Origin of the sequence: Demequina sp. TMPB413 (genome assembly GCF_020447105.2) — a bacterium.
Lineage (GTDB): Bacteria > Actinomycetota > Actinomycetes > Actinomycetales > Demequinaceae > Demequina.
On sequence record NZ_CP096184.1, the window covers coordinates 2,241,108 to 2,267,499 of the forward strand.

Genomic DNA, 26,392 nt, shown 5'->3' on the forward strand with positions numbered 1-26,392 from the left:
CCTAGTTGACGGTGTCGACGACGCTCTGGCTGCTCGGCGGGTCCTCGAGCCACTGGTAGCGGGCCAGCGTGACGGCGTAGCAGGGCGAGATGTCGCCCATGGCCTTGCCTCGGAACCAGATCCACGCGTTGCCGGAGTTGCGCTTGGCTACCCCGGCGAACGCCTCATTCAGATCGTCGTCGTCGAGAAACCACGCCTTGCGGTTGACGACGTCGGCGAACAGAGCGCCGCACGCTGCGGCGATGTCGCGTTGACCCAGCACCACGACCTCGAAGTCCTCGTCCTCCAGAGCTCGCTTGAGCGACATGGCCGCACCATTGCCGGCGAGCACCACTCTGTCGCCGCCGAACTCGTCGCGCAGATCCCGCATGCGGTCTACCACCCAGCCCGTGCCGAGTTCGTGGTCGACCAGGGACCATGCAATGTGACGCGCAGGATCCACCGCCTTGCCAGCGACGGCAATCGAGGAGTACTCGTGATCAGGTGCGATGTCCACGGACCACATGGGTGCCGCCTCGAAGTCGATCGGTGATGACGGCGCGGTCCACTTGCACTCTTTGTACGCGAGCACGGGAATGACCGGATCGGCCTTGAGCACTCCAGTCCAGATGCCGCGGTATGGCCTGTCGAACTCGTCGAGATTGCTTCGGTTCGCGTCGAGCTCTGCGCGGATGTCTTCTTCGCGGATCGTGTGACCCAGTGCCGGCATGAACTCGTACCAGCGTCGTGAGTCCTCACGGTCTGCCTCTGGGTCCTTGTCGGACCACTCGAAGTACGCGATGCGACCCTCGGCACTCGCCTCGATGATCGCGCGACCGTCTTCGACCAACTCCCACAAGTACTTCGAGGTGACCTTGTCTCCGGCAGCGGAGAAGGACCAAATCTGTGCACTCGGCACCGTGATCATCGTCGGTCGAATGTTCTGTGCCGCCTGAGCGTCCTTGTGAGCGAACAACTCGTCCGCGTGCCACTCCTGGTTAGTCCCACCATGCGACGACGACTTCTTGATCGCGTCGATCAGGATCGTGGAGTGCGTTGCGAACTTGATGCGCTCCGAACCAGTACGGGCCACCCATCCGGGCTTGTGACGGTTCGCCCCAGGCTCAAGAACCGGGCGGAGCCGCTCGAGCAGCACCGCGTAGAAGTTCTCCTCGAGCCGCTCGAGCGCCTTGTTGCGATCCTGCGCCGTGTACAGGATCCGCGAGCGCGGGTCCGTCAGTGCACGGTGTGTGGACTTCGACACCATGATCGTGGTCTTGCCTGACTGGCGTGGCACCAGGCAACGCACGTCGCGGTACCAGAACGATCCCGTGGCGGGGTCGAGCTCACACCCGACGTCGAGCACCAGGCGCTGCCACGGCATGAGATTCCAGCCGAGCAACTTGGCGACTCGAGCAACCTGCGGGCCAAGCGTCTCGCGCTGCGGGTTGCGCGGAGTGCCCCACTGCGGTGCCGGCAGGTACAGCCCCTTAGTCGCCATCCTGAGAGTCGCCCTGAATGGCAGCAAGAATCTGCTCCACCGTGGGTCCCGACTCGCCCAAGTGGTTGGGGCTACGCGGCGGCTCGAGACGCTTCAGGCCGTCAAGGATGCGGATCTGCATCGTGGAGATCAGGTCCAGACGATCGATCTTGTCGGCGTTGTCGAGCAGAAGGGCAGCCTGCCTGACCATCGCGGAGACCGTGCGCTGGAAGATGTACGCGCCGTCCGCCGCCGGCAGCTCCTCCACCAGGGCGTTGAAGATGTCGCCCTTCGGCAGGTCCTTGAGCAGGATCAACTCGGCAGGCTTCGTGTCACTAGGCGGGACGGGGACCTCAGCAGGCAAGCCCTCGTCGGCCTTCTTGGAAGCACGCCAGGCGCGCATGCGATCGCGGTTCGCGGTGCGACACGGGGTGCACTTGCATCCGCGCCGGTACCCAGGCAAGCCAGGCTCGACACCGAGAACCTCGTGGCGGGGACGGACGTGAGGGACAGGCTCGGAGGGCTTGGCGGCGCGCTTCGGCATGGCTCCTCCGATCACGTGTAATCCGGTTACCAGGGGTTTTGTGCTCAGAGATAAAAATGAACATTGGGCGATCCTCATGGGGTAAGGAATCCCTAAAAACGCGGGCCCACAGTGGAGCGTCACCCGTCGAGAGCGTTCAACCGTGGTCGACCGAACAGCCGCTCACGAAGAGGCTTGACCACGTGGTGGTGGCGCCGATTGCGCTTCGAGTTGCACGAGCGGTGCGCCGGCCTCAGGTTCGACAGTGCGTCGTTGCCACCATCAGCGACCAGCACGATGTGGTCGACGGTCGCGGCCATCGGGTGCAACCACCACCGGTCATGTGACGGGTCGAAGTCCTCCTTGAAGAGCATCCGCTTGCCGCACAGGGCACACGGTGGCCGGGACGCCAGCACGATGTCGTGGTTGCGCAGGTACTCCTGCGACTTGCGGGCGGCGGGCATCGTCACCTCCGCTGGAGCCTCCGGGGCCCGACTGCCCGCACGCTGACGAGCCCCGGAGGCGGCGAGCTGAGCGCCCATGAGGTGGCCACCCGATCCCCACCGGGCATGACAAAGGCCCCGATCAAATGACCAGGGCCTGCACGTTGGGCGCACCTCGCCCAGCACCAACAGGTTAAACCACGCCACCTACACGCGAGGACCGACACGCCGATTCAGCACGTTGAGAGCCACCAGGCGCGGCCACATGTTCTGCCCGTGCGGGCCTCGACCCTCCGGCTTCAAGCCCGCCTTGCGCAGGCTCTTGCCGACAGCCTGAACGCTGATCCCGAACCACGCCGCGAGATCCCCGGTGCCCACGGTGTCGGACTCAGCGTCGGAGCCCTTCACAGCATGCCCTTCGCGTCGAGACGGTGCTCCCGATTCTTGGTACACACCGCCGTGTGGCGCTTCGCTCCGAAGGCCCGCTTGCGTTCTGCCGGAGACAGCGACGAGTTGCCCGGCCGCACCTCGATCTCGTACTCGCCATCGCACCCGATCTCGCGGCACTGCACACCGATCGGCTGGCGCATCACACCCTCACGCCGAGCCCAACCGACGTCCAACCACAGCTGCTCGAGGTCATCCCAGAACTGCCACGCCACCATCGCCGACTCGTGCTGCGTCAGCCGGGACACGTTGACGTTGATCGCCTGCAGCAACTCGAGCGGACTCGGATACCTCGACGGCTGCCACGGCGAGCACCGCACCAGCACGCCCGCATACCTCGCCGCGAACCGCTCGATCGGCACACAGTCGTCCACGACCTTGAGACTCACCGGCGCAGGCGCTTCAACCTGCGGAGCCTTACGCACTGGAGCACCATCACCAGGCCCAGCCGAACGGATCGTCACCCAAGCCTCAGCCAGACCACGCACACGGCGAGCAGCCTCACCAGCATCAGGACGACCAGACAGGAACGCCACCACTTCAGCCGCCATGAGAACCACCAGCCACACCACCACGTCGGGCACGGCGGCGGCGCGGGCCAGGCCCTGCGCCACCACCGTCGCCCTCCCTTCCCTTCCCTACCCCACTCGTAAGACCCCCCCTGTTGGGAGGCCGTTTTGTGCGGGGATCGGGCGGGTCGGGCGGTGAGTTCGCCTGTCGAGTTTCGATCGAACTGCGATCGGATTGCGGGCGAACTGCAGTGCGCGGTGTCCCACTGGTTGCGGGGTCGCGCGGGTGCGCGGTATCCGCCGGGAAGGCGGGTCGCGCGGGTCGTGAAGCGGTGTCCGCCTGGTGGGCGGGTCGCTGAGCAGGAGAGAGTGTTTCATCCCCGGAGACGGCCTCCTGTGGCCGCTCAAGGGCGCGCGGTGTTCCGCTGGGCGCGGAGTCGTGCAGTGGCGCGGTGTCCGCCGGGAGGGCGGGTCGCGGGGTGATGGGGATCAGGGGCAGAAGCCACTTCTTCCCCGTTGGGCGGACGCCGTTGTGGCCACGTCCGCGCAAGTACTTGGCCGTCGATGCCGTGTAGTACGGCACCTCCGGGGGTGGTTGAAGCGGGGCGAAGTCGTTCGCGTCAACCCGATCGGATCGGATCCCGTTGCAACGACCACATGCGACCGCCAGCGCCTCAGGGTCGCCGTTGGCGAGCACGCGGGGGTTGACGTGGTCGAGGGTGCCTCTGAGCGGGTCCTCCTTCTTCGCACCCCAGTTGACGACGTTGTGGCAGCAGCGGCATTGGTCACCGTCGCGCAGGCGCACCAGTTCGCGGACGATGGGGTCGGACACGTCCTTGCGCTGCGCAGCCCGCCAGGCGAGCGTCTCCGGCTTCTCCCAGTGCGCGAGCTTCGGGTGTGGGCGGAGGCGGTAACGGTCTGTGCCGGCGTGCTCGAGGTAGTTGTAGCGGGTCAACGCGTCGACGAGAAGATCGGTCTCCCACGGCTCGATCGCGACCAGGTCACCGCGGGTGACGATGCCGGCGACATGATGCGCGACCGCACCGGTCTGCACGGCGGCAACTGCGGCCTTCTGCGACATGGAGACAAGCTCGATGTACGCGCCGAGCAGCGCCGACCGCAACAACGGTCGGGCCTCGGCCATCGCGGCGACCACGACCTGGTGGCCGGCAGTCTCGTCGTAGAAGTGGTTGACAGCCACAGGTCGTCGGGATCCTCTCTCGTCGGGGGTGCAGGCCTAGGAGTGCGCGAGCATGAAGCGGCGCTTGAACTCCTCGGCGGGGACGAGGTCGACGTTGGAACCCATCGAACCCCAGTCGTAGTCACAGACCACGTAGTTACCCGTCCGAAGGACGACGTAGTTCTCGTCCCCTCCGCGCACGGGCGACCTGTGGCGATCGATGACCACGTCGCCGGTCGAGAGATTGTGGTGGATGCCCACGCCCGCGTCGGTCAGCATCTGCACGACGGCTCTCAGAGACGCGTCAGATCCGTCGTACATGACTGCCTTGACCCTGGGAGGGCGGGGCTCGTAGAACCCGATCAAAGACTTGGTGTCGGTCTTCGTGTTGGGAATGCCTTCCGGCAGCGCAGCGTGATCAGTCATCGGAACTCCTATTCGGAACAGGCGCACTCGATGGTGCGGGGGTCGATACGGGACTTGCAGGACGGGCACTCGATCAGATCCGGGGGGATCGGGTCGAGGAGCGGGCAGTCCGCGAGCGCGTGTGGTCCGTCGCAGTTGACGCAGATGCGGGTGGTGGTTGTTGTTGGTCCCGGGTGTCGGATTGGGCCGAAGATTTCGTTCAGGGCGTGTGCGCGCTTGAGCGCGGCGTCGTCGGCTCGGACGAGGTCGTAGGCGCTTGAGTGGACGACGTCGACGGGGGTGGACATGCCGAGTAGCGCGCGGGGGTTGGAGGCGAGCACGACCTTGGTGTCACTGCCGATGGCGTTCTGTGTGATCCAGTAGCGGCGTTGCTGCTCGGTGCCGACGAACAGGACCACTTTGGGCTCCGCCATCACTGGCCGCCGATCTGTAGGAGGGGTGTGGGTGCTCCGGTGAGGTATTGGGCTTCGATGCCGGCGGCTGTTGCCTCGTATACGGTTTGTCCGCCTGGTAGGAGGATGTGGGGCAGGAACTCTTGTTCGAAGGTGACGATGCCTGAGGCGACGGCTTCGAGCTTGGCCTTCACGATGAGGGCGAGAGCACGCCAGCGTTGCCGGACGGCTTGCTCGTAGGCGGCCTCGGCCTGAGTGGTCGTGCGGCGTCGTGGTGGTGTGTGGTTGCTGTGGGTGAACTCGGTCGCGTTGCGGTCGGGCAGCGGCATCGTGAAGCGCACGACGCGGCCGCCGGCGGTGAACTGGATTCGTGCGCCCTCACGGTTCGTGGCGTAGCCGAACTCGTCGGCGCCGTACCTCGTAAGGATGCGCTCGATCTCGGCCCGCGAGCGCTCTGACGAGACCGATGTGTCAGCGGCGTAGTTGCTCATGACTTGTTTCCTTCCACGGCGACTCCTGCAGAGCGCAGGCCCAAGCGGTAGCCCGCACGGAACGAGTCCACGCCGGAGTAGGGGTCGAAGTCGTAGTCTTCGGGGCGGTCGCGGTAGTAAAGGCCCTCGGCCTCGGCGTCCACGTCCTGGCGCAGACGTCCGCCGTGTTTCGGGCAGTCGGCGACGTGAAGCGCGTGGATCCAAGTGTCCCCTGCTGGTAGGGCGTCGAGCATCACGCCGCAACAGGTGACAAAGTCGGCGCCGCCCGGACGCCAATGACAGACGCCCTCCGACGTGGCGTCAGCGATGCGGAGCGCGTTCACGATGTCGTCTGCGACGTCTTCCGGGGTGCCGGCCCAGGCGTTGACTTCGGGGCCACCGTCGACGGCCATGCGGCCCCAGATCCGGTTCGCTTCGAAGCCTGCAGGTGTGGGTCCACGGAGCACGGCCGTGATGATGGCGTGGCGTGGGTCTCGACGGGCGTCGACGTCGGGTGTGGTCTCGGTCGGCTCGGTCATGACGGGTCCTTCTCTGCGGTTGGCTTGCGGTCTTTCAGGTCGTCCTCGTTGACGACCGTGCCGTCGGGCATGAGGTAGGTGTCGCGATAGCCGACGATCGGGGCGCCCGGGTGGGCGAGCGGGGTCTCGCGGGCGATCGGGTCAGGCACACCGCGACGCTTCACGAGAGGACGGCCCTTGACCCAGGCACGCTTACCTGCAGCCCACCGCTCAGTGACGTGCGCGACGTGCAGCTGACGCGAGCGCGGTTGCATGGTGTCCCACGACGGGTACACGCCACGGAGGGCCTTCACGACGTCGACGGTGGGTTTCGCGGCGGTCATAGCGTGAACGCTCTGCGGATGGACGGACGGGAGGCCTTGAGTTGCTCCAGGAGGTCGGGGGACGAGATGGTGCGGTTGGACCACACGACTTCGGTGCGTGGTCCGTACACGCCGCCCTGGGCGGTCCCTGATGGGATCTCTACGCGGTCCCAGTCGCGGTACAGGCGGTCGTAGAGCGGCGAGCGGTAGCCGGACAGCACGACCGATGCTTTCGCTGCGCACAACTGCTCGGCGAGGCGTGTGTGCTCTGCTTCTGAGCCCATCTCGTTGCGGTATCCGCGGGAGTTTCGACTCGACGCCAGGTAGGGCGGGTCGGCGTAGATCAACACACCACGGTGAGGTGCGTAGCGGTCGATCAGCTCGACCGCGTCGAGTGTCTCAAGTGTCACGTTCTGCAGGCGCTCCGCGAGCGCTGCCATGCGGGCGACGTAGGCGCGGAGGTATCCGGGGAGGCTGAGGGATGATCCGCTGGGGTCGACGTGCATACGCCACGAGGTGGCCGCTGTCTTTGATGCGCGACCTTGGGCGAAGATCGTGAACACGCGTCGTGCGATCTCGAGGTCATGGGCCGGGGTTGGCGTGAGGTGGCTCGTGTACAGGGAGAGCGCTTCGACGTAGGCGGCACGGGCGTGCGGTGTCAGAGCGCACGCGCGGGCGAGCTCGTCGGGACGGTCACGGAGCACACGCCAGAACGTCATCAGGGCGCGGTCCTTATCGGACACGGTCTCCATCCGTGAGGGACGCTTCGCAAACAGCACCGACAGGCCACCAGCGAACGGCTCGAGGTAGTGCTCGTGTGGGGGGAAGAGATCAACGATGCGTTCCGCGATGCGCTGCTTGCCGCCGTAGTACGGGAACGGGGGCGCGAGCGCGGTCATGCGGCACACCTCGAGCACAGTGGCGGCAGTCCGGGCACCCAACTGCAGGTCGGGGGGCAAGCCCGGTCGTCAGTGCACCCACACACGGAACAGAACGGTGGCAGCTGTTCACGGATCTGGGCGTCGACGTCGGCTGGCAGGTCACGGAGACCCAACGCACCCGTGTAGGGGATCGGGGTCGCGAGCGCGCGGGGGTTCTCGAGCACCAGGTGGTGCAGTCCGTTGTGGTCGGCGTACCTCTGCGCCCATGGGCTGCACGGCGTGCCCTCGATCCAGCCGGCGTGAACGTCGACGAGGTTGACCACTCCGATGATCGTGCCCAGGTTGGACGGCAGGGTGATGAGGGGTATGCAACCGGTGATCCGGCCTATCTGCTCGCTGGCGCCGCCGCGTTCGAAGCGGTTTGGCACCTCGCGTTTGGCGGCGTGGATCGCGACGGGCCCGCGGTAGTCGCCGGCAATGTTCTGGGACCTGTTCTCGACGTCCTTGCCGTGCATGATGGCCCACGCCCATGGTTGGCGAACGGTCAGGATCTTCATGCCGCCACCTCCTGGTGTAGGCCGTCGCGGATCTCGCGGACACGGCGGCGTGACAGGTCGGCGCGCTTCGCCGTCTCCTGCAGGCTGAGACGCGCTTCAAGGCACAGGCGGATCACCTCGTCCTTCTCACGGGGTGACAGTGCGATGCCGGTCTCGCCCGCGACTGCGGCGTCGATCACGCTCTGGTCAATCCGTGAGGAACGGGCCAGAATCCCCGCGGGCTTGGCAGCAGGGTTGTCGAGGTCGTCTTCGTCCCACGCCGCCGGTGGCGCCCACTTGCGGTCGAACGCAAGCCGACGTGCGACCGACGCCTGACGCGACGGAGGTGGAGGGGTGGACGACAGCTCCGCATACAAGGCGACCACGGAAGCACGCGTCGACGCACGAACCCAACGTGTCTTGTTGCGCCGCGGGTTCAGCAGATGAGAGACCGTCGACGACGACGCACCGAGCCGGGCCTGCAGCACCCGTGCCGGCCAGCCCAACGCAACCAAAGCCTGCAGCCGACGACGGGTGCCGACAACGTGCACCAAACAATCCGTGTCATCGGCGATCGCCACCGCTTCCACGGCGAGCAACGCCGACGCGGTCGTGCGGGTGACACGCTTCGAAGCGGGCTTGCCCGGCCAGTCCCCGACGAGCATCCTGATCGACGTGCGATGGATCCCCGATCGCGACTCGATCTGCCCCACAGTGAGGGACTCACGAAGGCGGAGCACATGCTCACGCACCGGCTCAGCATCAACATAGGAGTGCGTGCCCGTCGCCGTCCGATACGAGGTCAGCTTCGCGTGACGGCGCACCGCTGCCAGGCACGGCGCACAACGGCACCCGTCACGCTGCGCCGCCAGGTACGTGCCATGGAAGTGCTTAGCCCGCGGGTGAGGGCACGCCTCGTTCGGCGTCGTCGGCCGATCAGTGACACTCACACCGTCACCTCCGGGGCCGGACGAGGGCCAAGGGCCTTGAACAGGTGGGCACCACGCACTGCGGCTTGGAAGACGCGGTCGCGTTCGGCGTGGCTGAAGGGTTTGCCAGCAGCATGGGCGATGGCTCGTTGCTGGGCGACGTATTGGCGGGCACTGTCGAGAACCTCGGCACGATCGGCCTCCGTGGTGCCGGCGACGAAGCCAGGCATACGAGTCACATATGCGAAGTCCCTGCAGGTCGCGATGACGGAGCAGTTCCCACAGAAGGTGCGGGCCTCGTCGATCTCTGCGCGGCTCAGCTGTTGCGCCGGCACGGTGAACGCTCTCGGCAGCGATTCCACGGGCGGCTTGCAGCGTTGCGTGTCAGCAGTCAGGGTCCTCATGCCGCCCTCACCCACCAGGCGATGACGCCCGCCCCGAACACGAGGGCGCCGGCGACGGGGAGCCACCACCAGGCGGACACCAGCGACCAGGGAGACGGTTGCGGTGTGGGGCCGGTGGGCTCGGCGTCGGAGGCGTGCGTGTTCGTGGCGGGCGTCGTGATCCGTGGGACTGGTCCACCCTCAGCGAAGACCACCCGCTCCCGGGTCACCTGTTCCTGGTCCTTCGGTGCGGCGCGCGACAGCATCACGGCCGACGCCAACGCCGCCGACTCGCCCTTCAACGCGAGCAGACGGGCCGAGTACTTCACCGCGGTCGTCGGACGGATCGACCGCGACCACAATGCGGTGACCTTGATCAACGTGCCCTCAGTGGCCGTGTGCGCGAGGCTCTCTCGCTCCAGGTTCGCCTTCGTGGCGTCGTGCAGGATCCGCTCGCCCGCATACAGGGCACGGGCCAGGTTCAGGTCGCCCTGGATGCGGGCCGCGTCGTCAGTCATCCGCTCGAGCGCCGCGTCCAACGCGGTCGACCGCATCCACAACGACACGAGCATCAGCAACGCCGCGACGATGCCGACGCCGACGTTCGACTGCACCAGCGCCACCACACCGACCAGGACCGCCACGGCGTACACCCACCGCCACCACACCATCACCACACACCGCCCTGCCGCGATACCCAACCGGCACCACACGCCAGGACATAGGCGACGCCCGCGAACAGCAGCGCGCCCGGCCGGCCGGGGTTCGTCTCCGTTGCCGGCGACATCAACGCCACCACCGTGAACACCACGGCCGTCAGGCCAAAGACGGCACACCAACGGCGTGCCACATATGGGGTGACCGCATCAGCGACCTGCTCCACATTGCCGTCGTGGCACCAACAGTCACACACCGAACACGCGGGCTGGTGTTGGCCATCACGGCAGTCAAGGCTGATACCCAAGCTGCGACGTCGCGGGCCGTTCATGACGCCAGACCCTTGATCCACGCGAGGACCAACAACACGCCCGCGATCGGGACAACGAGCGCCGCCGTACCGTTCCTCACCGGGCGCGGGGTTCGCCACTTGACCATCACTCATCACCCGGATCCGCATCGTCGACGTCGTCGAAACGCTCATCCTCGTGGAGCTCAGCGTCACCCTCAGGGTCGACGTCCTCGTCGTTCTCGGTGGTCTCGGTGGTCTCGGTCGCGAGGCGATCCACGCCACTGGACAGCATCTGCTGCTCGAGGTCGTGCAGCTTGTGACCATGCTCTGACAGCGTCCTCAGGTACAACACGACCAGGCCGACGTCGACCAAGGTCAGGTCGTGTTGGCTGCTGCCGAGGTAGCCGCCAAGAGGCCCGTCCAGTGTCAGCAACGTGGAGAGGGTCAGCAGCGCGAAGTGGTTCTCGGGCAGTACCGCGTCCTCCGGGAGCGCATCGGAAGGCGAGGCCTCCCACAGCAGGTATGTGTCGTGCTCGTCACCGTCACGCAGGAGCAGTGCGCGTGCGACGTCGACGGCGACCGCCGCGAGCGCGGCGTATGTGGGTGCGGTCTCGACGCCCTGGGCGGTCAGGGTGTGGAGCAGCCACTGGCGGCGGTCCGTGTTCGCGGTCTCGATCGCGGCACGTGCTGCAGCAAACTCCGCAAGACGGGCAGCGTGTTCTTCGCGTTGCTTGTCGATCTCGGCTTGCCGGTCGGGGTCGACGTTCACGCCGGCGAATGCTTCAGGGTGGTGCTTCTCGGGTTCCGCGCACATGTGGCTTCCCCAGGACAGTGCGTTCTCGCACCAGGCCTTGCTGGTTCCGGTGATGTGGATCTCAGCACCGGGGCAGTGAGCGTGCTCGTCGCGGGAGATCCCCATGCGCGCGATGCTGCGCGGGTCGTTGTAGCCGGCCGTCTCGTGCGTCACGACCAGCTTGTAGCCCGCTGCCTGAAGGTCCGTCTTTGCCTTCTCGAGCGCCTCGCGTTCCGACACGACGCGCCTGGCCTCGCCCATCACGACGTCGACCATGACGTGCGGGTTCATGAGTTTCGCGAGGTTGTCCTGCCACACATCCGGGTGGGCGTCCTTCCAGTCCGCGAAGTGCAGGGCGTCCTCGATCGTGAGTTGGTGGTGGTCGACGTGGCGGCGCACGGGCTCTGGCATGCCGGCGATGCGCAGGCGGGTGTCGACGGTGTTCTTCGCCCGGCCAGTGCGGCGCACGATCGTCGCCTTCGACACGCCGAGGTCGAGGAGGCCTTGGTAGCCGTCGCCCTCCTCGGAGATCGTCAGGTCGATGCGTTGCAGGTTCTCGACGAGCATCACCTCGAGCTGCTCGGTCTCGTCCATGTCCTCGTCGACGAGAGCGGGCACCGTGGTGCGACCAGCCACGAGCGACGCGGCGATACGTCGGTGGCCGGCGACCGTGAGGTAGCGGCCCTCGTCGGTCGGGTGAGGCACCACCGTGGCGGGTTGCTTCACACCGTGGGCCCGGATCGACTCAGCCAGTTCGCCGAGCTCACCGACGTCGCGGCGCGGGTTACGCGGGTGAGGGTCGATCCGGTCGATCGGGATCTCGTGCACCAGGGTGGTGCCGGCGGCGAGAGAGTCCATCGCCTTCGATGACGCCGCGGTCTTGTCTACGGCTTTGACGGGTGTGCGCTTGGTGGCCATGGGCTAGGCCCTTTCTGTGCTGGGTGAGTGGTGCGGGTTAATAGGCGCGGACGCGATCGCGTCCACGTCGCGGGCGGGCATGCGGGCGAGGGCACACCGACAGGTGGTTGATCGCCATGTGCTCCTCGTGGAAGTTGAAGGGCTCCTTGACCGTGATCGGGCGGGCAAACCACCCGCCGGCCGGGTTGTCCCAGATCGCCCACGACGCACGCGGATCCTTCTTGTCTGCCGGCGACGGCGGGTTGATCGGCACCCGCTTACCCGTGTCCGGGTTGTACGCGAACTCGATCTCTGCGTTGCATCCCCTGCACCTAGCCACGTTCCGACACCTCCTCGAGCAGGCGGTCCGCACACTGGCGCAGCGTCTCCGCCTCCGCCTGCAGACCAGCCCACGTCGCGTCGTCCAACACCTCGTCCATGCCCCGGCGCAACAACACACGCGCCTCCGAGTGCCACACCCGCGCCAGACGACGCATGTGGTAGTTCCGGCGCCAATCAGGCTTGCGGTACGCGATGAAGGCTCGGGCAACGTCACGCTGGAACGGGCTCAACTCCACGCCGCCGACGGCCAGCATCGCCATGAACTCTTCATCGCTCGGCTCGGGCTCAGTCGGCAGGATGCACGAGGTCGGGCTCGCCCCAGCGGGCGCGACAGACACCGGCCCGATCCACGGCTTGCCGCCCGTGGCCCTCGGTCCGAAGCGCCGCACCATCACTGCACCCCGACCTGGTGCATCGAGTCGAGCACCGACTCAACGTCACGCGACGCCCTCACCAACGGCGCGAGCATCGCCTCAGCAAAGTGCCGACGCGGATCCTCCGGCGGGATCGCCGCGAGCGCGGCCATGCCGTCCTGCAGAGCCCGCTCGGCGTCACGGAAGCGTTCGATGGCGGAGCCCATGCGACGCAGCGCGACGTCGGCCGCGATGTACGCGGGGATGTCGGTCGTGGGGTCGGGCTCGGGGAGTTGCACACCACCGCATGCGGTCAGTGGGGGTTGTGCCGCCGGCAGGCTGGGGAGGTTGCCAGACGCAACGTTTCCTGCCGGCGGCACAAGCTCTAGGTAGGTGGGGCGGTGCATGGTCATCGCTGCCCCTCGATGAACGCGATCGCCGCGCCGGTGAGAATGCCGGCGCCCAGCGCGAGGACAGAGACGACGGTCACGGCCAGCCACCCGAAGGTGCGGCCCACGCGACGACCCGTGCTGTGCCTCATGACGTCGCCACCGCAACTGGAGGGACCACACGGTAACGGCGTCGATCGCACGCGGGACAGGTCGTGCGGTAGGAGCCGATGTTCGTTAGGTCGCCGTCCGCGGGCTCGACCGTGAGACGCCACCCCTCGCGCTCAATGGCCGCGACGACGTACCCGATTTCCATACCCGGGATTCCGGCAAACCGTGAGTCGACCGAGACCTCCGCCTCCTCGGGGCAAAGTGCCTCACCTGGACCATCGCAATACGCAGTCATAGACGAGGCGAGCATCACGCCACCGCCCTGGACGTCGGTGACTTAGTCCCTACAGGACGCGAGCGCGTGTAGCGTTCGGCACGCACCCGGTCAGCGATGCGCTTCTCATAGGCGAGACGCGAAGACAGTGTCGCGATGGTCGCGAGCGCGGCTTCGAGTTCGGCACGGACGTCGCGCAGCTCGCGCTCGGTGTCGCGGACGGCGTGCCGACTGCGGGACTTCATGGGCGTGTCGAAGAACGTCTGAGTTGGCATCACGCCACCTCCTGGTGACGGGCCGCGAGCGCGGCGGTAGCGTGAGGGGCATCCAGCGAGAGGGGTTCGACGTGGGGTTGTTTGGGAAGCGGCGTAGAGAGCCGACGCCCGCAGAGATCGCGGCGCACAAGGCGGAGGTCCGGGCGCACCTTGCGCGCGTCGACGCTGCGCGGAAGGCCAAGCAGGCAAACACCGTGGTGGTCGAGGCCAGCGACGGACACCTTGCGAGCGGCGCCGAGACGCTGGAGCCCCGCAAGGGACTGGTCGACCGGACGCGGGTTGAGGTTCCCTCCGATGCGGTGGTTCAGCGGCGGGCGACGGTGCCCGAGTACACCGAGATCGTGGGCGTGGGGCACCGGGGGTCGGCGCTCGAGCGTTCCCTCACCCCGAACGAGCAGCGCGCAGAGGAGTCGGTGGTCACGGTCGAGTTGCGAGCCGACCCTGGCAACGAGAAGGATCCACGCGCGATCGCCGCCTTCCACCGGGGAGAGCACATTGGCTTCGTGGCGAAGGGCGAGACGAAGTGGTTCCACCCTCAGCTTGATGACCTGGCCGTGGGCGAGGTACTCACTCTCGAGGCGGTGCAAGTGCTGCGGTACGGCAGACGCTACGTTCGCGTGTACGCGTTCGCCGATCCGCTCGCCTCGAAGGTTGGCGAGCCGACCGTGCTGCTCTCGATCGGCAACATTCGAGGTCAGAATGTCGATCAGGCGGCGATCGCCGCGTGGTTTGAGGCCAACGCCCAGGAGGGTGCGAGGTTCACGACGACGGTCGCGCAGCTCGCGGCGCATCCGCACAGCCCCGACCATGTCGTGATCCACTTGGATGGAGTGGCTGTGGCCGTCGCACCGCAGGGACGCCGCCACGAGATGGCGGCCGAGGTGCGTGCCGCTAACGAGAAGGGAGCCACACTCGGAGCACCCGTTCGGGTGTCGCATACCGACTCCGGCGCCTGGACCGTGACCATCCAGAAGCCCGCCGGCGTGTAGCCCCATCACGCCGCGCCCCGATCGGGAGCAGACGAGGACGGCTTGAGCAGGCGCTCAACGTCACTGCGGCGGAAGCGGCGGTGTCCGTTCGGAGTGCGGCCCGAGGTGATGTGGCCCGCTTTCTCCCAGCGCTTGATCGTGTCGACTGAGACGCCCACAAGCCCAGCGGCCTCGCCGGTTGTCAGCAGCCGAGATGCAACATCATCATGATTGCTTTGCATGGCGCAAGGTAAGCACGCTCGCACACCTCTGTCAACATCATGCTGGTGTTTCGTTCGATGTTGCGTGCTTTGCATGGTTATGCCATACTCAGGACATGGCTAATCACGCTATGAACACTCAGAGTCAGCCGACGCCCGGAGGCACGTGGGTTCCCGAGTGGTCCCTTGCTGACAAGTTCCGCAAGGCCCGCCAGTCCATAGACCTGGACCAGCGAGCTTTTGCCGAGAAGTTGGGCGTCCAGTCTGGGACGTATCAGCAGTGGGAGGCTGGCCGTGCGCGGCCGCGCCACGTCGTCGCCACAGCCAAGCGCATCGAGATGCTCACGGGGATCTCTGCGACATGGATCCTGGGCCTAGAAACGGCTGAGCCCCGCCCGGCATCGCCGAACGGGGCAGTCGCGCGCCCGGAGGGATTCGAACCCCCAACCTTCTGATCCGTAGTCAGATGCTCTATCCGTTGAGCTACGGGCGCATGGCCCACGAGGGACCGAGAAACGAGTATAGCGGGTGGTGACACCGAGCCGAACCCGGTGGCGGAGACGGTGGGATTTGAACCCACGGAGGGCTTTAACACCCTCACGGTCTTAGCAGGACCGCGCACTAGGCCGGACTATGCGACGTCTCCCAGTACTTGTAGTACGGCCACCCAGAATACCCGGCGGAGCGACCTGGCAAAACCGCGGCGGCAACGGACGGTTGATCAGGCCGCCCGCCGCCTCAAGCAGTTAGCAGCAGCCGGTTCCGCAACAGCCGTTCTCGCAGCAGCCATCCGCGCTGCCTCCGTCGCAGCATCCGTTGATGTTCTCGAGTGTCATCGTCTCCACCTCCCTTCGATATATGTCGAATATCGAGAGGATGCCTAAATATTAGATATCTGTCAAATCTAGTGACATACTGTGTGCATGCCTCGCGCGCTGCCCGTCATCGACGTTTCCGCCCCGGTCTGCTGCGCGCCGCTGGGAGAACCATCAGTCGACCCGGCAGCCGACGCCCTCGAGATAGCGACACGACTCAAAGCGCTCGCCGACCCTGGCCGCATCCGCATCGTCCAGGCGCTCGCCTGCTGCGAGGGGCACGAGATGACGACCACCGAGGCTGGGGAACTACTCGCTGTGAGCGAGGCGACAGCAAACCATCACCTCAAACGCCTCCAGAAGGCGGGCATCCTCGCACCACACCGCGACGGCCAGAAGGTCTTCTACCGCCTAGACCTGGTCGCACTGCGTCAACTCGGAACGGTGTTGCAGGTGCGGTGCTCGGCGGCCTGTGACTGCGCATAGTCCTCACGCCCCGCGAGGGGCCAAAAGCGGAGAGTGCGGGATTCGAACCCGCGGAGGCGGGTTACGCCTCAACAGTTTTCAAGACTGTCACCTTCGGCCGCTCGGTCAACTCTCCTTGGTGTCCGCAATGGGCGACGAGGAGCCATTGTGCCAGCCATCTGGCATGCCGGGTGTCACCACGCCCAAGGCATACAGTTCGGCAACCCTCGCCAGCTCAGCGTCGTACGTGGCGATCGTGTCGATTGCGGGGTGCGTCACCGCGGCTCCCAGGTGAAGCGCCGCAAACGGCTTGAGCACGCTCGCCGCGTGAGTCGACACGTTCACGTTCTCGTCCGAGAAGCGAATGACCGGCACTCGTGCCTTCACCCGCTCAACGATCTCGAAGGCGCGCGCCTTCGTCTCGCGTGGGAACAACTCGGCGGCCTGGCGCAACTCGGTTAAGCCCAATTGGGTCGTTGCCAACTCGCCCAAGCGCGGCACGGCCCAACCGTTCCACTCGTCGAAATAGCGCACGCCTGGCAAGAACCGCATGAGCGCAGAACCGTCGACGTAGATCACGCCCTCAAGAGTATCCGGGCGCACGCGTGTACGAAGCCGCTCCTAGCCCTTCAGCCGCTTCATCGCCAACTGCACGACCGCGATCAACGCTTGCTTGGTCGCCGCCCGCTCACGAGCATCGGTGTACATCATGGGCACGTCCGCTGGTACACCAAGTGCCTCACGCACATCCTCAAGCTTGTGACGCGCAACTCCATCGAAGCAGTTGACACACACCACGAAAGGAATGCCCTTGCCTTCGAAGTAGTCGACGGCGGGGAAGCACTGGTCGAGACGCTCAGTGTCGACCAGCACGGCGGCGCCAATGGCCCCTCGCACCAAGTCATCCCACATGAACAGGAACCGGTCCTGTCCTGGCGTGCCAAACAAGTAGAGCCACAGTGAACCCGGCAGAGCAATACGCCCAAAGTCCATCGCGACCGTCGTCGTGGTCTTGCGATCGGTGACGCCGCCAGCGTCATCGACGCCGATCGACTTCTCGGTCATGGCCGCCTCAGTGTTGAGGGGGTCGATATCAGAGATCGATCCGATGAAGGTGGTCTTGCCAACGGCAAAACCACCCGCGATCACGATCTTGACAACGGTAGGGGCCTGCCCCGCATCGTCAGGCGCTACGGCGGCGTTAGAGGGCTGCGATGCCATCAAGGACACTCTCCAGAAGACTCAAGGACAATCCGCCATTGGCGTCATGCGTTGCCGCGTCGTCGGCTGTCCCGGCGGTGTGAATAGTCAGGTAATTTTCTTCAGCAAGATCCGTGACCAGCACTCGCACCACACCCAGCGGGAGCCGGGTGTGGGCCGAAAGCTCGGCAACGGATTGATATTGACCTGCAGCGAGCTGCAGGATCTTTTTCTTTTCCGGGGTGAGACCCCGAAGATTCTGGGAGCCCGACGGCGCCTCGACGAGTGCCTCCATGGGCAAGTGCGAGGTGGCAGCACTCACTCGCCCACCGGTCACGGCATAGGGCCTGACCGTGTAGGCCTCCTCTTCCGCACCCCCGTACGGCTCGATTGCTTCCGTCATAGCGTGTCCTTAGCGGGTTGCCCCGTCGGTGGGGAGGTTCTGGCGCATCTCGGTGATGAGTTGCGGAGTCAGCGCGTTCTCCGTGCGCGACACCAAAAGCGTCATCTCATAGCCGACCAGGCCGACGTCACACGTCGAGTCTGCGGCCACGGCCAGGACTGCACCGTTGTTGACGCTCATGAGAAACAGGAACAACTCGTCCATCTCGATAATCGACTGACGGACCTCGCCTGCCTTGAGTTGGCGCGCGGCACCGCGCGTCAGCGACGCCATTCCTGACACGACGGCGGCGAGAGTGTCGCCGCCCGTGCGGTCAAGGTTCTTCGACATCGCCATGAGCAAGCCGTCGGCGCTGACGACAAGTGTGTGGCGAGTGCCTGGCACGGTCTGGACAAAGTTGTCCAGCAACCACCCGAAGTTGGTGGCCTCAGTACTGAGCGCGGTCACTGGTCCTCCTTGTTTCTGTGACCCCGAGCGGGGTGACACATCGTTGTGTTCATGGTTCCGTCAGGGAACCTTGAGTACTGTCGTTGAAGTTCTTTACATCGTCACGAGCACGTTGGGTTCCAGAATAAAAACTCGAGAAGCGGTTGCGGACCGCGTCGGCGTCTCGTGGAACCTCCGGTGCGGCAACCTCCGCCACAGGCTCGGGCTCGGTCGAGCGCTCGACGGGGGTGCGCTTGACGAGTCCTGCTTGTGTCTTCTCTACCTTAGGCCGTTTGGAGGCTAGCGAACTCAGTTCGGAGAAGACTTCTGAGCTGAAGTCGGCGAAGCCCTCACCCACCGGTTGCGGATCGATCTGCACTACCGGTCGGTACTCCGTAGCCGCCTCTGGGGCCGCTGCCTGCAGGGCGCTCTCACCGGCAGCCTCCCAGCCCATCGGGCGGGCTAGTTGGTCGGGCGAGTATGCCATGGGACCTGCGCGGCCGGAGTCTGGCGCGAACGCTGGCGGTGCGACCGCGGGAATGGGCGCCGCGACATGACCGGGCATGGACCACTCGGCCTCGAACGTCTCATTGCGTGTCGGGTCGGGGATGAAGGCGGTCGGAACGCTCGGAGGATCGGCGTGCGGCGTCGGTGGAGCAACCGGAGCGGACGACGGGGCCTCCCATGACGACGGATTGGCTTGAGGCGCGCCGCCGATCCACATGGAGTTGTCTTCGGGCTGTCGGGTGTCCTCGCGCGCTGGCGGTTGCGCCTCGCTGGTAAACGGCGCTGGTTGCGGCCGCTCCTCGCTAGAGGCGGCGGCGGGGGCCGTCTGCCAAGCGCCCGACGACGGGAAGGGTGTGTGAGCAGGAGGCTGCGCTGGCGCGGGATAGGCCATCTGTTGGGCGTGAGGATGCCCAACGGACTCCTGCACAGCGAACGTCGCCGGGGCGGGGGCTTGCGCAGCGGCAGGGGCCTCGGCCCGCTCCTCTTGCTTTCCGCCCTTGCCAAAGAGGCGCGAGAAGAATCCGCCTCTGCCCTCGGAACCTGACGAAGGTGCACCGTCCAGAATCAGATCGTCGAGACTCGGCGTAGACGTGACAGGATCCGACTCGAACACGGGCGCCTGCCCCGACGGGGGCCGCTGCCAGTCGTGCTGGGGCTCCGCAACCTGCTGGCCGAAGGGTGCCGGCGGAGGATACGCGCCGTTGGCTGGCATGGACGGGTACAACGGTGACCGATACGCAGGGCCTGGTGCGGGTGGCGTCTGGAAGCCGTGGGGTTGCATTGGAGGTGCGGCCTCAGGTGCTGGCACCTGGTTGCCGGCCGATGGATAGGGCGCGTCGTCCAAGGCTACCGACTCGACACCCGCGCTCTGCTGAACCCCAGCCTGTTCCCAGGGCGCGGGGGCGACGGGCTCGGGCTCCGGCTCGTCTTCCTCCAGCATGGGGATCGCCATCGACGGGATCGCTCCCGCACCTGCCGAAGGGGCGAACGGCGACACGCCAGCGTCAGCGTCCTCCTCTACATAGCCCGTCGAGATGAGCGGCGACTGGCGAACGACCGCTGGCTCCGTGTGGCGCGGATCCGAGGCCTCGACGGCGAACGGCGGAGCGCTTGGCTCCTGCCGCGGCTCAGGCGACTGTGCAGGCTCGCTGCGCGGGTCATTCTCCTCAGACTCCGCGGGGGCGACGCCCTGTTCCTCCGTTGCATCCGGCTCAAACCAGGAGGAGGGCTCAGCGTCCGAACCTGACGGGCTCGCGAAGACGTCGGCTTCTGGCGCGCCTCGCCTCACGGCATGCCCCAGGGACTCGGCGTCTGGCGCCAGCGCAGGCGCACCGTCATCGTCTCCGCGCAGCGGACGGAAGCCGCGGAACACCCTCGAACGCTGCTCGGCGCTCTCAGGCGAGACCTCGTCGGCGGCAAGAATTGGCGTGAACCCGGACGTCGTGGCGCTCTCGAGCGCCGTGAGCTGCTCGTCAGAAGCGCGCATCGGCAAGCCGATGATGCTGTTGGTGTCTTGCGGCGCCTCAGCCGCAGCGTCGGCGCTCTTGCGGCGACGTGTTGGCAGGCCGGCGGGAGTCACTCCTTCGGTGAGTGCGTCGAGGTCGACGGCTTGAGCCTCAGGGGCCGCGGCGGCATCGGCGGCGACCAAGTTGTCGAGGGCAGCCGTCTGCTGCACCTGCGGGGTTTCACCAGCCCGAGGGGCGGTGGGCGACTCGACGGGACGTCCGGCGAGGCTCACGCCTTCTTCGATCACGGTTGGCTGGTAGCCGTGCGGCGCGGCGACGGGTCGCTGCGCTTCGCTAGGTGCCGGGTCGCGTTCTTCTGCGTCCGCGACGCTGTGGTGAACAAGCGCGGCTGGCGCATGAGTGCCCTCGTCCACGGCGGACGTTGACTGGTGGCTGTGGTCGTAAGCGGCGTTCGGGTCAAAGAGCGAAGGCGGCATCACGATGCGCGCGACGGTGCCTTCTCCCTCGACCGACTCGAGTTGAACTCTTGCACCAACGCGGCGCGCAATACGGCCGACCACGAACAGACCGAGTCGCTGGGCGCCAAGGATTTCGGAGGCGGCGGTAGATGCGACGCGCGCGTTCGCTTCTGCGAGTTCTTGCGTTGTCATGCCAATTCCGGTGTCACGCACCTCCACGATCACGTTGTCACCTTCGGCCATCGTGCGGACGACGACGGGCGAGCCAGGGTCGGAGAACACCGTCGCGTTCTCGAGTAGCTCGGCAAACAGGTGGGCGGCGGTCAAGGCTGAGTGGCCGAGCATGGACGGGTCGGCGTCGAGCTCTAGCTGAATCCGCTCATACAACTCGATCTCGGACGATGCCGTCCTGATGACGTCGGACAGTGGCATCGACCGCCGCAAGCGGCGTCCGGTGTCGATTCCTGCAAGCACCAACAGCGACTCGCTGTTACGACGCATTCGCGTCGCAAGGTGGTCAAGGGCGAAGAGCTTGGTCAGCGTTGACTGGTTGTCCTCTGTCCGCTCCATCTCGTCGATGGAAGACAACTGACGGTTGAGCAGCACCTGGTCGCGACGAGCGACGTTGACGAACATCTCGGAGATGGAACCGCGGAGGGCTGCCTGTTCGGCCGCGATGGCCAAGGTGGCGGCGTTGACCGAGTTGAACGCCTCTGCAAGGCGCCCCACCTCGTCTTGAGACTCCACAGGAATCTGCACTTCAGAAAGATCCACACTCTGACCTGGCAAGGCAACACGTTCCACGAGTCGCGGCAACTCTTGACGCACAGCGGTTGCCGTGGTGGTCAGGCGGCGAAGCGGATTAACGATGCGACGGGCGATCGCGAGCGCCGTGACGAGCGAGGCGATAACGGCAAGTGCCGCAACCGCGATCGTCGCGATGGTCTGCACCAAGCTGTTTCGCTCGACAGTCGCGGCGCGATCTCGCACCGCGCTCGCAAGTTCAGCAAGGATCGGCGAGTAGAGGGCCACTTCCTCGTCGACCTGAAGCTCCCATTCGGCGGTCCGCTGGTCTGTCAGGGCTCGGCTGGTGGGGTCGCTGACCAGACGGTCTCTGATCGTCTCGTAGCCGTTGCGCTCGACGGGAGAGTACGAGGCGCCGAACTCGGGCACGGGTGTGATGTCGCCGAGCGGCGCGACCGCGCTGGTCGCTCTGTCGAGCGCGTTGTTGGAACCGAAGTAGTAGGCCTGGAATTGGACGGTCTCACCAAGGCGCCAATAGCCCTGCGCGATCTTGCGGGTGACGTACACCTCTTCGAGACGCATTGCTTCAATGAGCTCGCCGACGGATACGAAGGTGGTCAGGTAGTCGGCGAGTACGCGGTCGTCGGTGGTGTTCGCCACCTCTCTCGTGCCGCCAAAAAGCTGGCCAATGATGCCGGTATAGGTGTCTTGAGCTGGTCCCGGTTGGACCGTCCCCTGACGTACTGTCTCGCGCAGCGTGGCGAGGTCGGCAATTCCTTGTTGCGCATCCGTCACATACTCAAGAATGAGCGCGTTGCCCGAGGTATTCGCAATGTTGTCAACCCTGTCGGCAAACGCACCGGCAGTGCGATCGACGACGGTGAAACTCTCCGGCAGCGCCTCGGCTGCTGTCCTGGCGTCCGTCAGGTACCGCTCGGTCGTGACTCCCTCGTTGCGGACAAAGCCGGCCAGAGTCCTCGCCAGGTTGCCGATGTCATTGGCGGGCGCGGCGCTTGCAATAGCGGTCACCTCTTGCGCAATTCGGTCAAAGACCTCGACGACGGAGTCAACTTCGGCCGCATCGGGCCACTCAGGGAATCCCTCCTCGACAGGCTCGACTACAGCGATCGCGCGCGCCGATTCGATGCCTCCCTGCCCATTCGCGCCGTCCATCGCGGCCTGAATGGCGTTCGCGATCGGGGCAAATGATGGGTCGTCCTCGCCGGCCTTGCGTAGCGCAGCCACGGTCGTGTTGACGTTCGTGCGAGACGTGATGCGGTCCGCTTCGCCGTCGGAAATGGCACGGAGGTAGCTCGCGACGAGGGCGCGTTCCTCTTGCAAGGCCACCACGAGTGGCGTGCCTGTTTGCACCGACTCAACGAGTTGAGAGGTATTGCGACCGGCGTTGTATGTCGCGGCGGCATTGAGCACCACGAAGGAGGCAGCAAGAAGAAGCACGATCGTCGGAACTGCGACGACCGCGAGTAGCTTGCCACGAATACCCAGCCTTTGGAGCATGTACCTCTCCCTCGTGCCCGCCAGCGGCGTGCCAGCTTTTCGCCAGCCACACTGCTGAAGCGTGTGATCCTCCGTGATATCGGCACCTTGCCGCGATCACATGAGGGCGCCTCGTGCGGACCCACTTCATGAGACGGTATATCGAACCGGTTATGACGGGAAAGGGGCAAATTGCCTATGCGCGCCATCGTGGTCGACTCACAAGAGGGCCCTGGCGTGCTAGCGGTGCGAGAGGTACCACGGCCCCGAGCAAGCAAAGGGGAGGTGGTACTGGACATTGCCTCCGCCGGAGTGAACCGTGCTGATCTACTCCAGCGACGCGGCCGCTACCCCTCGCCCGCGGGATGGCCTGATTGGCCCGGCCTTGAGTGCGCAGGCGTCGTCACGGAGATCGGCGCGGGGGTGTCGGGGATTCACGAGGGCGACACCATGTGTGCGCTCGTGGGTGGCGGCGCGTACGCCGACGCGATTGTTGTTCCGGCTGATCTCACGTTGCCGGTGCCTGCGGGCCTCGACCTCGTCGCGGCTGGCGGATTGATGGAAGCCGCGTGCACGGTGTGGTCGAACTTCGATGCGGCAACCGCGGCGACCGGCGAGACCCTCGTGGTGCATGGCGGCGCCGGCGGAGTCGGCTCTCTCGCCATCGAGATCGGCAAGGCGATGGGTCTTCGCGTCGTCGCGACCGCTGGAGGGCCAGAGCGTGCTCGGTGGGCCGAGCAACTGGGCGCCGACGTCGGGGTTGACTATCGCGCCGAGGATTTTGTCGAGGTCGTCCGATCACTCGGCGGGGCTGACGTGATTCTCGACGTCGTGGGTGCCGGCTACCTTGAACGGAACCTCGAGGCGCTGGCGGTGGGCGGCAGGCTCGTCGTGATCGGACTCCAGCAAGGCTCGGTCGGGCGCATCGACCTTGGCTCTCTCATGGCTAAGCGATTGCGGGTGATCGGCACCACCCTGCGGTCGCGGCCCCACAGGGAACGCGCCGAGATCGTGGCCGCCGTCGGCCGCGACGTGTGGCCGTGGATTCCCGCTCAGGTGGCGCCAAAGGTGCACGCCGCCGTCCCCCTTGAGGAGGCGGAGCGCGCGCACGAGATGATGCTCAGCGGCGAGGTGGCAGGCAAGGTCGTGCTCGTTCCCTGAGCAGCGCTGGCTGCCACGTCCAACGAAGCGAGCCCAGTACGAGCGCTACATTGCGAGTCGAGCGGGATCGATCAGCGGTTCAAGAGCCTCAAGTACCCCGTCCTCGTCCACAGGACCTACCTCGCCCTTGGCCGCAGCGATCACGCGCTCAGGGGCGTTTCCCATGGCGTAGGAATCACGCGCCCACGTCAGCATGTCAATGTCGTTGTTGCCGTCACCGACGGCCACGGTGTGTTCGGGGTGCACGCCAAGTTGCTCCCGCAGGGCTTCGAGCGCCGACGCCTTCGACACGCCAGGTGGCGTCAGGTCCAGCCACGCCGAGTAACCGACCGCGTACGTCACATCGCTCAAGCCGATCCTGTGCACGATCTGGTCGAAGTGATCGACGTTCGCGCCCGGCGCCCTGATCACGACTCTCGTCACGTCGTCGTGGCACAACTCATCGAAGGTGACTACACGCTGCGGACCCACGAGCTCTCCCATCGGGAACTCCTTGGTGACCCTGAAGCCAACGCCAAGATCCTCCACGGCAAAGAACGCGTCTGGCATCTCCTCCTTGATGAGCTCGAGCGCCGCACGCGGATTAAAGGTAATCGTCTTAGCGATGTCGTAACCGCCTGGCGAGCGCGGGTTCAGCCGGATGGTGACCGCGCCGTTTGAACACACGGCCCAGCCGCGACTGATGCCGAGGCGCTCCGCCACCGGCATCGTCGCAATGATGTTGCGGCCCGTCGCGAGCACCACGTGATTGCGCGACATGCGCACGCGGCCGACGGCCTCGATCACGCTGTCGGAGATGTCTCCGCCCCAGTGCATGAGGGTGCCGTCAATATCGAGGCCGACGAGCCGCCAGTGATCGGGAGTGAGGGGCGGGTCGAGGTCTTCAGGAGCGACGGCCATGGGTCGACTTTACGACGAGCCGTCGGCTAGGGCTGCCACGTCACGGTGACGGTCTGGTGAACACGGCCGTCGCTGGCTCAGGTTCGCGCCGGGGGCGTCAGGAGGTCGACGCCGCCGAGATAGGGCCGCAGAATCGGGGGAACATACACGCTTCCGTCGGCTTGCTGGTGGTTCTCGAGCAGCGCCACGATCCATCGCGTGGTGCCGATGGTGCCGTTGATGGTCGCGACCGCGCTCGTGCCGTCCGCGCCGCGCTCGCGGATGCCCAGCCTGCGCGCCTGGAACGTGGTGCAGTTGGAGGTCGAGGTGACTTCCATCCACCGTTCTTGGCTCGGGAGCCACGCCTCGCAATCGTATTTGCGGGCGGCGGAAGACCCGAGGTCTCCTGCGGCAGTGTCGATCAGTCGATACGGGAGTTCGAGGGCCTGGAGCATCGATTCCTGGATGGCAAGGAAGTTCTCGTGTTCGGCGACGGCATCTTCCGGTCGCGCATACGAGAACATCTCGACCTTGTGGAACTGATGCACCCTGATGATGCCGCGAGTGTCGCGGCCAGCCGAGCCGGCCTCGCGCCGATAACAAGCAGACCAGCCCGCGTACCGCAGGGGCCCGTCATTCAGGTCAAGAATCTCGTCTGCGTGATAGCCGGCGAGCGCGACTTCCGACGTCCCCGTCAGGTACAACTCATCCTTCTCAAGGAAGTAGATCTCATCAGCGTGCGCACCCAAGAACCCCGTGCCGCGCATCGTCTCTGGTCGTACCAGCGTCGGCGTGATCATCGGCACGAATCCCTGTGCAGTGGCAATGCCCATCGCCGCATTGAGGATGGCGAGCTCAAGTTGCGCGCCAACGCCGGTGAGAAAGTAGAAACGGGCGCCGGACACCTTGGCGCCTCGCTCCATGTCGATCGCCTTCAGACCCTCGCCCAACGCGAGGTGGTCGCGTACTGGCACGCCCTCCGCGGCGAAGTCGCGAGGAGTTCCTTCGGTACGCAGCACCGCGAAGTCGTCGGCTCCTCCGGCGGGGACGCCCGGCTCGGGAACGTTGCCAATACTCATCAAGAGTTCGCGCGCCTGCGCATCGGCGGCGTCGGCGTCGGCTTGTAGCGCTTTGACTCGCTGCGCAAGTTCTTTGGTGCGCACCAACAGGGCTGTCTTCTCATCCCCGCTCGCCCCTGCCACCTCGCGACCGAGCGACTTCTGTTCGGCGCGCGCCTGCTCGAACTGCGTCAGCGCTGTGCGGCGGCACTCGTCGGCGGCCAACACCTCGTCGACCACAGCGGGGCTCTCGCCGCGCATCCGCTGGGACTCGCGTATACGGTCTGGGTCCGAGCGCAACAATGCCAGGTCGATCATGATG

35 protein-coding genes and 3 tRNA genes are annotated in these 26,392 nt (G+C 65.9%); 4 read left to right on the plus strand and 34 right to left on the minus strand.

Features of this window, described 5'->3' with window-relative positions; all coding sequences use genetic code 11:
• Window position 1: 1 nt before the first annotated feature.
• From LGT36_RS10725 to LGT36_RS10830, 23 genes are all read right to left on the minus strand, one after another.
• Complete coding sequence (locus tag LGT36_RS10725; RefSeq protein ID WP_226096395.1) at window positions 2–1,480, minus strand: hypothetical protein; 1,479 nt, start codon at window positions 1,478–1,480, stop codon at window positions 2–4.
• Window positions 1,470–2,003: a hypothetical protein gene (locus LGT36_RS10730; RefSeq protein ID WP_226096396.1), complete on the minus strand. Its 534-nt coding sequence runs from the start codon at window positions 2,001–2,003 to the stop codon at window positions 1,470–1,472. The genes LGT36_RS10725 and LGT36_RS10730 overlap by 11 nt, the downstream gene beginning before the upstream one ends.
• Before the next feature lie 119 nt (window positions 2,004–2,122).
• The gene (locus tag LGT36_RS10735; protein ID WP_226096400.1) at window positions 2,123–2,446 is read right to left on the minus strand and encodes an HNH endonuclease; all 324 of its coding nucleotides are present in this window, start codon (window positions 2,444–2,446) and stop codon (window positions 2,123–2,125) included.
• A 186-nt stretch (window positions 2,447–2,632) separates the two neighbouring features.
• Window positions 2,633–2,833, minus strand: coding sequence for a hypothetical protein (locus tag LGT36_RS10740; RefSeq protein WP_226096397.1), 201 nt, complete (start codon window positions 2,831–2,833; stop codon window positions 2,633–2,635).
• Window positions 2,830–3,489 carry a hypothetical protein gene (locus tag LGT36_RS10745; RefSeq protein ID WP_226096398.1) on the minus strand — a complete coding sequence of 220 codons (660 nt, stop codon included), beginning with the start codon at window positions 3,487–3,489 and terminating at the stop codon, window positions 2,830–2,832. The genes LGT36_RS10740 and LGT36_RS10745 overlap by 4 nt, the downstream gene beginning before the upstream one ends.
• On the minus strand, window positions 3,413–4,582 hold the full coding sequence (locus LGT36_RS10750; protein WP_226264674.1) for a hypothetical protein: 1,170 nt from the start codon (window positions 4,580–4,582) through the stop codon (window positions 3,413–3,415). The genes LGT36_RS10745 and LGT36_RS10750 overlap by 77 nt, the downstream gene beginning before the upstream one ends.
• 36 nt (window positions 4,583–4,618) lie before the next feature.
• The gene (locus LGT36_RS10755; protein ID WP_226094656.1) at window positions 4,619–4,987 is read right to left on the minus strand and encodes a hypothetical protein; all 369 of its coding nucleotides are present in this window, start codon (window positions 4,985–4,987) and stop codon (window positions 4,619–4,621) included.
• Between the two features lie 8 nt (window positions 4,988–4,995).
• The gene (locus tag LGT36_RS10760) at window positions 4,996–5,400 is read right to left on the minus strand and encodes a hypothetical protein (RefSeq protein ID WP_226094657.1); all 405 of its coding nucleotides are present in this window, start codon (window positions 5,398–5,400) and stop codon (window positions 4,996–4,998) included.
• The gene (locus tag LGT36_RS10765) at window positions 5,400–5,870 is read right to left on the minus strand and encodes a hypothetical protein (protein ID WP_226094658.1); all 471 of its coding nucleotides are present in this window, start codon (window positions 5,868–5,870) and stop codon (window positions 5,400–5,402) included. The genes LGT36_RS10760 and LGT36_RS10765 overlap by 1 nt, the downstream gene beginning before the upstream one ends.
• Entirely contained in the window at window positions 5,867–6,388 is a 522-nt protein-coding gene (locus LGT36_RS10770) for a hypothetical protein (protein WP_226264675.1), read from the minus strand. The genes LGT36_RS10765 and LGT36_RS10770 overlap by 4 nt, the downstream gene beginning before the upstream one ends.
• Window positions 6,385–6,711, minus strand: a complete 327-nt coding sequence (locus LGT36_RS10775; protein ID WP_226095936.1) for a hypothetical protein — start codon at window positions 6,709–6,711, stop codon at window positions 6,385–6,387. The genes LGT36_RS10770 and LGT36_RS10775 overlap by 4 nt, the downstream gene beginning before the upstream one ends.
• Window positions 6,708–7,589, minus strand: a complete 882-nt coding sequence (locus tag LGT36_RS10780) for a DNA adenine methylase (protein WP_226095937.1) — start codon at window positions 7,587–7,589, stop codon at window positions 6,708–6,710. Before LGT36_RS10780 ends, LGT36_RS10775 begins: the two co-directional genes overlap by 4 nt.
• The gene (locus LGT36_RS10785) at window positions 7,586–8,128 is read right to left on the minus strand and encodes a hypothetical protein (RefSeq protein WP_226095939.1); all 543 of its coding nucleotides are present in this window, start codon (window positions 8,126–8,128) and stop codon (window positions 7,586–7,588) included. Before LGT36_RS10785 ends, LGT36_RS10780 begins: the two co-directional genes overlap by 4 nt.
• On the minus strand, window positions 8,125–9,057 hold the full coding sequence (locus tag LGT36_RS10790; RefSeq protein WP_226095940.1) for a hypothetical protein: 933 nt from the start codon (window positions 9,055–9,057) through the stop codon (window positions 8,125–8,127). Before LGT36_RS10790 ends, LGT36_RS10785 begins: the two co-directional genes overlap by 4 nt.
• Complete coding sequence (locus LGT36_RS10795) at window positions 9,054–9,440, minus strand: WhiB family transcriptional regulator (protein ID WP_226095941.1); 387 nt, start codon at window positions 9,438–9,440, stop codon at window positions 9,054–9,056. The genes LGT36_RS10790 and LGT36_RS10795 overlap by 4 nt, the downstream gene beginning before the upstream one ends.
• Window positions 9,437–10,063, minus strand: a complete 627-nt coding sequence (locus LGT36_RS10800) for a hypothetical protein (RefSeq protein WP_226095947.1) — start codon at window positions 10,061–10,063, stop codon at window positions 9,437–9,439. Before LGT36_RS10800 ends, LGT36_RS10795 begins: the two co-directional genes overlap by 4 nt.
• Window positions 10,064–10,089: 26 nt before the next feature.
• Complete coding sequence (locus LGT36_RS10805; protein WP_226095948.1) at window positions 10,090–10,302, minus strand: hypothetical protein; 213 nt, start codon at window positions 10,300–10,302, stop codon at window positions 10,090–10,092.
• 211 nt (window positions 10,303–10,513) lie between these two features.
• Window positions 10,514–12,079 carry a ParB/RepB/Spo0J family partition protein gene (locus tag LGT36_RS10810; RefSeq protein ID WP_226095949.1) on the minus strand — a complete coding sequence of 522 codons (1,566 nt, stop codon included), beginning with the start codon at window positions 12,077–12,079 and terminating at the stop codon, window positions 10,514–10,516.
• Window positions 12,080–12,116: 37 nt separating this feature from the next.
• Window positions 12,117–12,398: a hypothetical protein gene (locus LGT36_RS10815; RefSeq protein ID WP_226095950.1), complete on the minus strand. Its 282-nt coding sequence runs from the start codon at window positions 12,396–12,398 to the stop codon at window positions 12,117–12,119.
• Window positions 12,391–12,792, minus strand: coding sequence for a hypothetical protein (locus tag LGT36_RS10820; RefSeq protein WP_226095952.1), 402 nt, complete (start codon window positions 12,790–12,792; stop codon window positions 12,391–12,393). Before LGT36_RS10820 ends, LGT36_RS10815 begins: the two co-directional genes overlap by 8 nt.
• The gene (locus LGT36_RS10825) at window positions 12,792–13,166 is read right to left on the minus strand and encodes a hypothetical protein (RefSeq protein WP_226095953.1); all 375 of its coding nucleotides are present in this window, start codon (window positions 13,164–13,166) and stop codon (window positions 12,792–12,794) included. The genes LGT36_RS10820 and LGT36_RS10825 overlap by 1 nt, the downstream gene beginning before the upstream one ends.
• On the minus strand, window positions 13,163–13,294 hold the full coding sequence (locus tag LGT36_RS14160; protein ID WP_255633401.1) for a hypothetical protein: 132 nt from the start codon (window positions 13,292–13,294) through the stop codon (window positions 13,163–13,165). The genes LGT36_RS10825 and LGT36_RS14160 overlap by 4 nt, the downstream gene beginning before the upstream one ends.
• A 268-nt stretch (window positions 13,295–13,562) precedes the next feature.
• The gene (locus LGT36_RS10830; RefSeq protein WP_226095954.1) at window positions 13,563–13,802 is read right to left on the minus strand and encodes a hypothetical protein; all 240 of its coding nucleotides are present in this window, start codon (window positions 13,800–13,802) and stop codon (window positions 13,563–13,565) included.
• A gap of 71 nt (window positions 13,803–13,873) precedes the next feature.
• Here LGT36_RS10830 and LGT36_RS10835 point away from each other — a divergent pair, with 71 nt between their 5' ends.
• The gene (locus tag LGT36_RS10835; protein ID WP_248642073.1) at window positions 13,874–14,791 is read left to right on the plus strand and encodes a hypothetical protein; all 918 of its coding nucleotides are present in this window, start codon (window positions 13,874–13,876) and stop codon (window positions 14,789–14,791) included.
• Between the two features lie 5 nt (window positions 14,792–14,796).
• Here the strand turns inward: LGT36_RS10835 and LGT36_RS10840 are convergent, their stop codons facing one another.
• Window positions 14,797–15,012, minus strand: coding sequence for a helix-turn-helix domain-containing protein (locus LGT36_RS10840; RefSeq protein ID WP_226095956.1), 216 nt, complete (start codon window positions 15,010–15,012; stop codon window positions 14,797–14,799).
• 95 nt (window positions 15,013–15,107) lie between these two features.
• Between LGT36_RS10840 and LGT36_RS10845 the strand changes: the two genes are divergently transcribed.
• Entirely contained in the window at window positions 15,108–15,446 is a 339-nt protein-coding gene (locus LGT36_RS10845; RefSeq protein WP_226095957.1) for a helix-turn-helix transcriptional regulator, read from the plus strand.
• Here the strand turns inward: LGT36_RS10845 and LGT36_RS10850 are convergent.
• Window positions 15,412–15,484, minus strand: a tRNA-Arg gene (locus LGT36_RS10850). The two genes, LGT36_RS10845 and LGT36_RS10850, sit on opposite strands and share 35 nt — an antisense overlap.
• A gap of 59 nt (window positions 15,485–15,543) precedes the next feature.
• A tRNA-Ser gene (locus tag LGT36_RS10855) sits at window positions 15,544–15,637 on the minus strand.
• Between the two features lie 277 nt (window positions 15,638–15,914).
• Between LGT36_RS10855 and LGT36_RS10860 the strand changes: the two genes are divergently transcribed.
• Window positions 15,915–16,292: a metalloregulator ArsR/SmtB family transcription factor gene (locus LGT36_RS10860; RefSeq protein ID WP_226095959.1), complete on the plus strand. Its 378-nt coding sequence runs from the start codon at window positions 15,915–15,917 to the stop codon at window positions 16,290–16,292.
• Between the two features lie 27 nt (window positions 16,293–16,319).
• Here the strand turns inward: LGT36_RS10860 and LGT36_RS10865 are convergent.
• The 6 genes from LGT36_RS10865 to LGT36_RS10890 form a co-directional block, all read right to left on the minus strand.
• Window positions 16,320–16,407, minus strand: a tRNA-Ser gene (locus LGT36_RS10865).
• Window positions 16,398–16,850, minus strand: coding sequence for a PIN domain-containing protein (locus LGT36_RS10870; protein WP_226095960.1), 453 nt, complete (start codon window positions 16,848–16,850; stop codon window positions 16,398–16,400). Before LGT36_RS10870 ends, LGT36_RS10865 begins: the two co-directional genes overlap by 10 nt.
• A gap of 42 nt (window positions 16,851–16,892) precedes the next feature.
• The gene (locus LGT36_RS10875; RefSeq protein ID WP_226095962.1) at window positions 16,893–17,492 is read right to left on the minus strand and encodes an ATP/GTP-binding protein; all 600 of its coding nucleotides are present in this window, start codon (window positions 17,490–17,492) and stop codon (window positions 16,893–16,895) included.
• Window positions 17,473–17,874, minus strand: a complete 402-nt coding sequence (locus tag LGT36_RS10880; RefSeq protein ID WP_226095964.1) for a DUF742 domain-containing protein — start codon at window positions 17,872–17,874, stop codon at window positions 17,473–17,475. The genes LGT36_RS10875 and LGT36_RS10880 overlap by 20 nt, the downstream gene beginning before the upstream one ends.
• Before the next feature lie 9 nt (window positions 17,875–17,883).
• A complete protein-coding gene (locus tag LGT36_RS10885; protein WP_226095965.1) occupies window positions 17,884–18,321 on the minus strand; it encodes a roadblock/LC7 domain-containing protein in 438 nt (145 codons plus the stop codon).
• 49 nt (window positions 18,322–18,370) lie between these two features.
• Window positions 18,371–22,993 (minus strand): nitrate- and nitrite sensing domain-containing protein, encoded by a 4,623-nt coding sequence (locus LGT36_RS10890; RefSeq protein WP_226264677.1) that lies wholly within the window; start codon window positions 22,991–22,993, stop codon window positions 18,371–18,373.
• A gap of 177 nt (window positions 22,994–23,170) precedes the next feature.
• Here LGT36_RS10890 and LGT36_RS10895 point away from each other — a divergent pair, with 177 nt between their 5' ends.
• Window positions 23,171–24,133, plus strand: a complete 963-nt coding sequence (locus LGT36_RS10895) for an NAD(P)H-quinone oxidoreductase (protein ID WP_226095932.1) — start codon at window positions 23,171–23,173, stop codon at window positions 24,131–24,133.
• A gap of 45 nt (window positions 24,134–24,178) precedes the next feature.
• Here the strand turns inward: LGT36_RS10895 and LGT36_RS10900 are convergent, their stop codons facing one another.
• Both LGT36_RS10900 and serS read right to left on the minus strand, forming a co-directional pair.
• Window positions 24,179–25,033 carry an HAD family hydrolase gene (locus LGT36_RS10900; protein WP_226095931.1) on the minus strand — a complete coding sequence of 285 codons (855 nt, stop codon included), beginning with the start codon at window positions 25,031–25,033 and terminating at the stop codon, window positions 24,179–24,181.
• A gap of 77 nt (window positions 25,034–25,110) precedes the next feature.
• On the minus strand, window positions 25,111–26,388 hold the full coding sequence (gene serS, locus LGT36_RS10905; protein ID WP_226095930.1) for a serine--tRNA ligase: 1,278 nt from the start codon (window positions 26,386–26,388) through the stop codon (window positions 25,111–25,113).
• Window positions 26,389–26,392 lie beyond the last annotated feature (4 nt).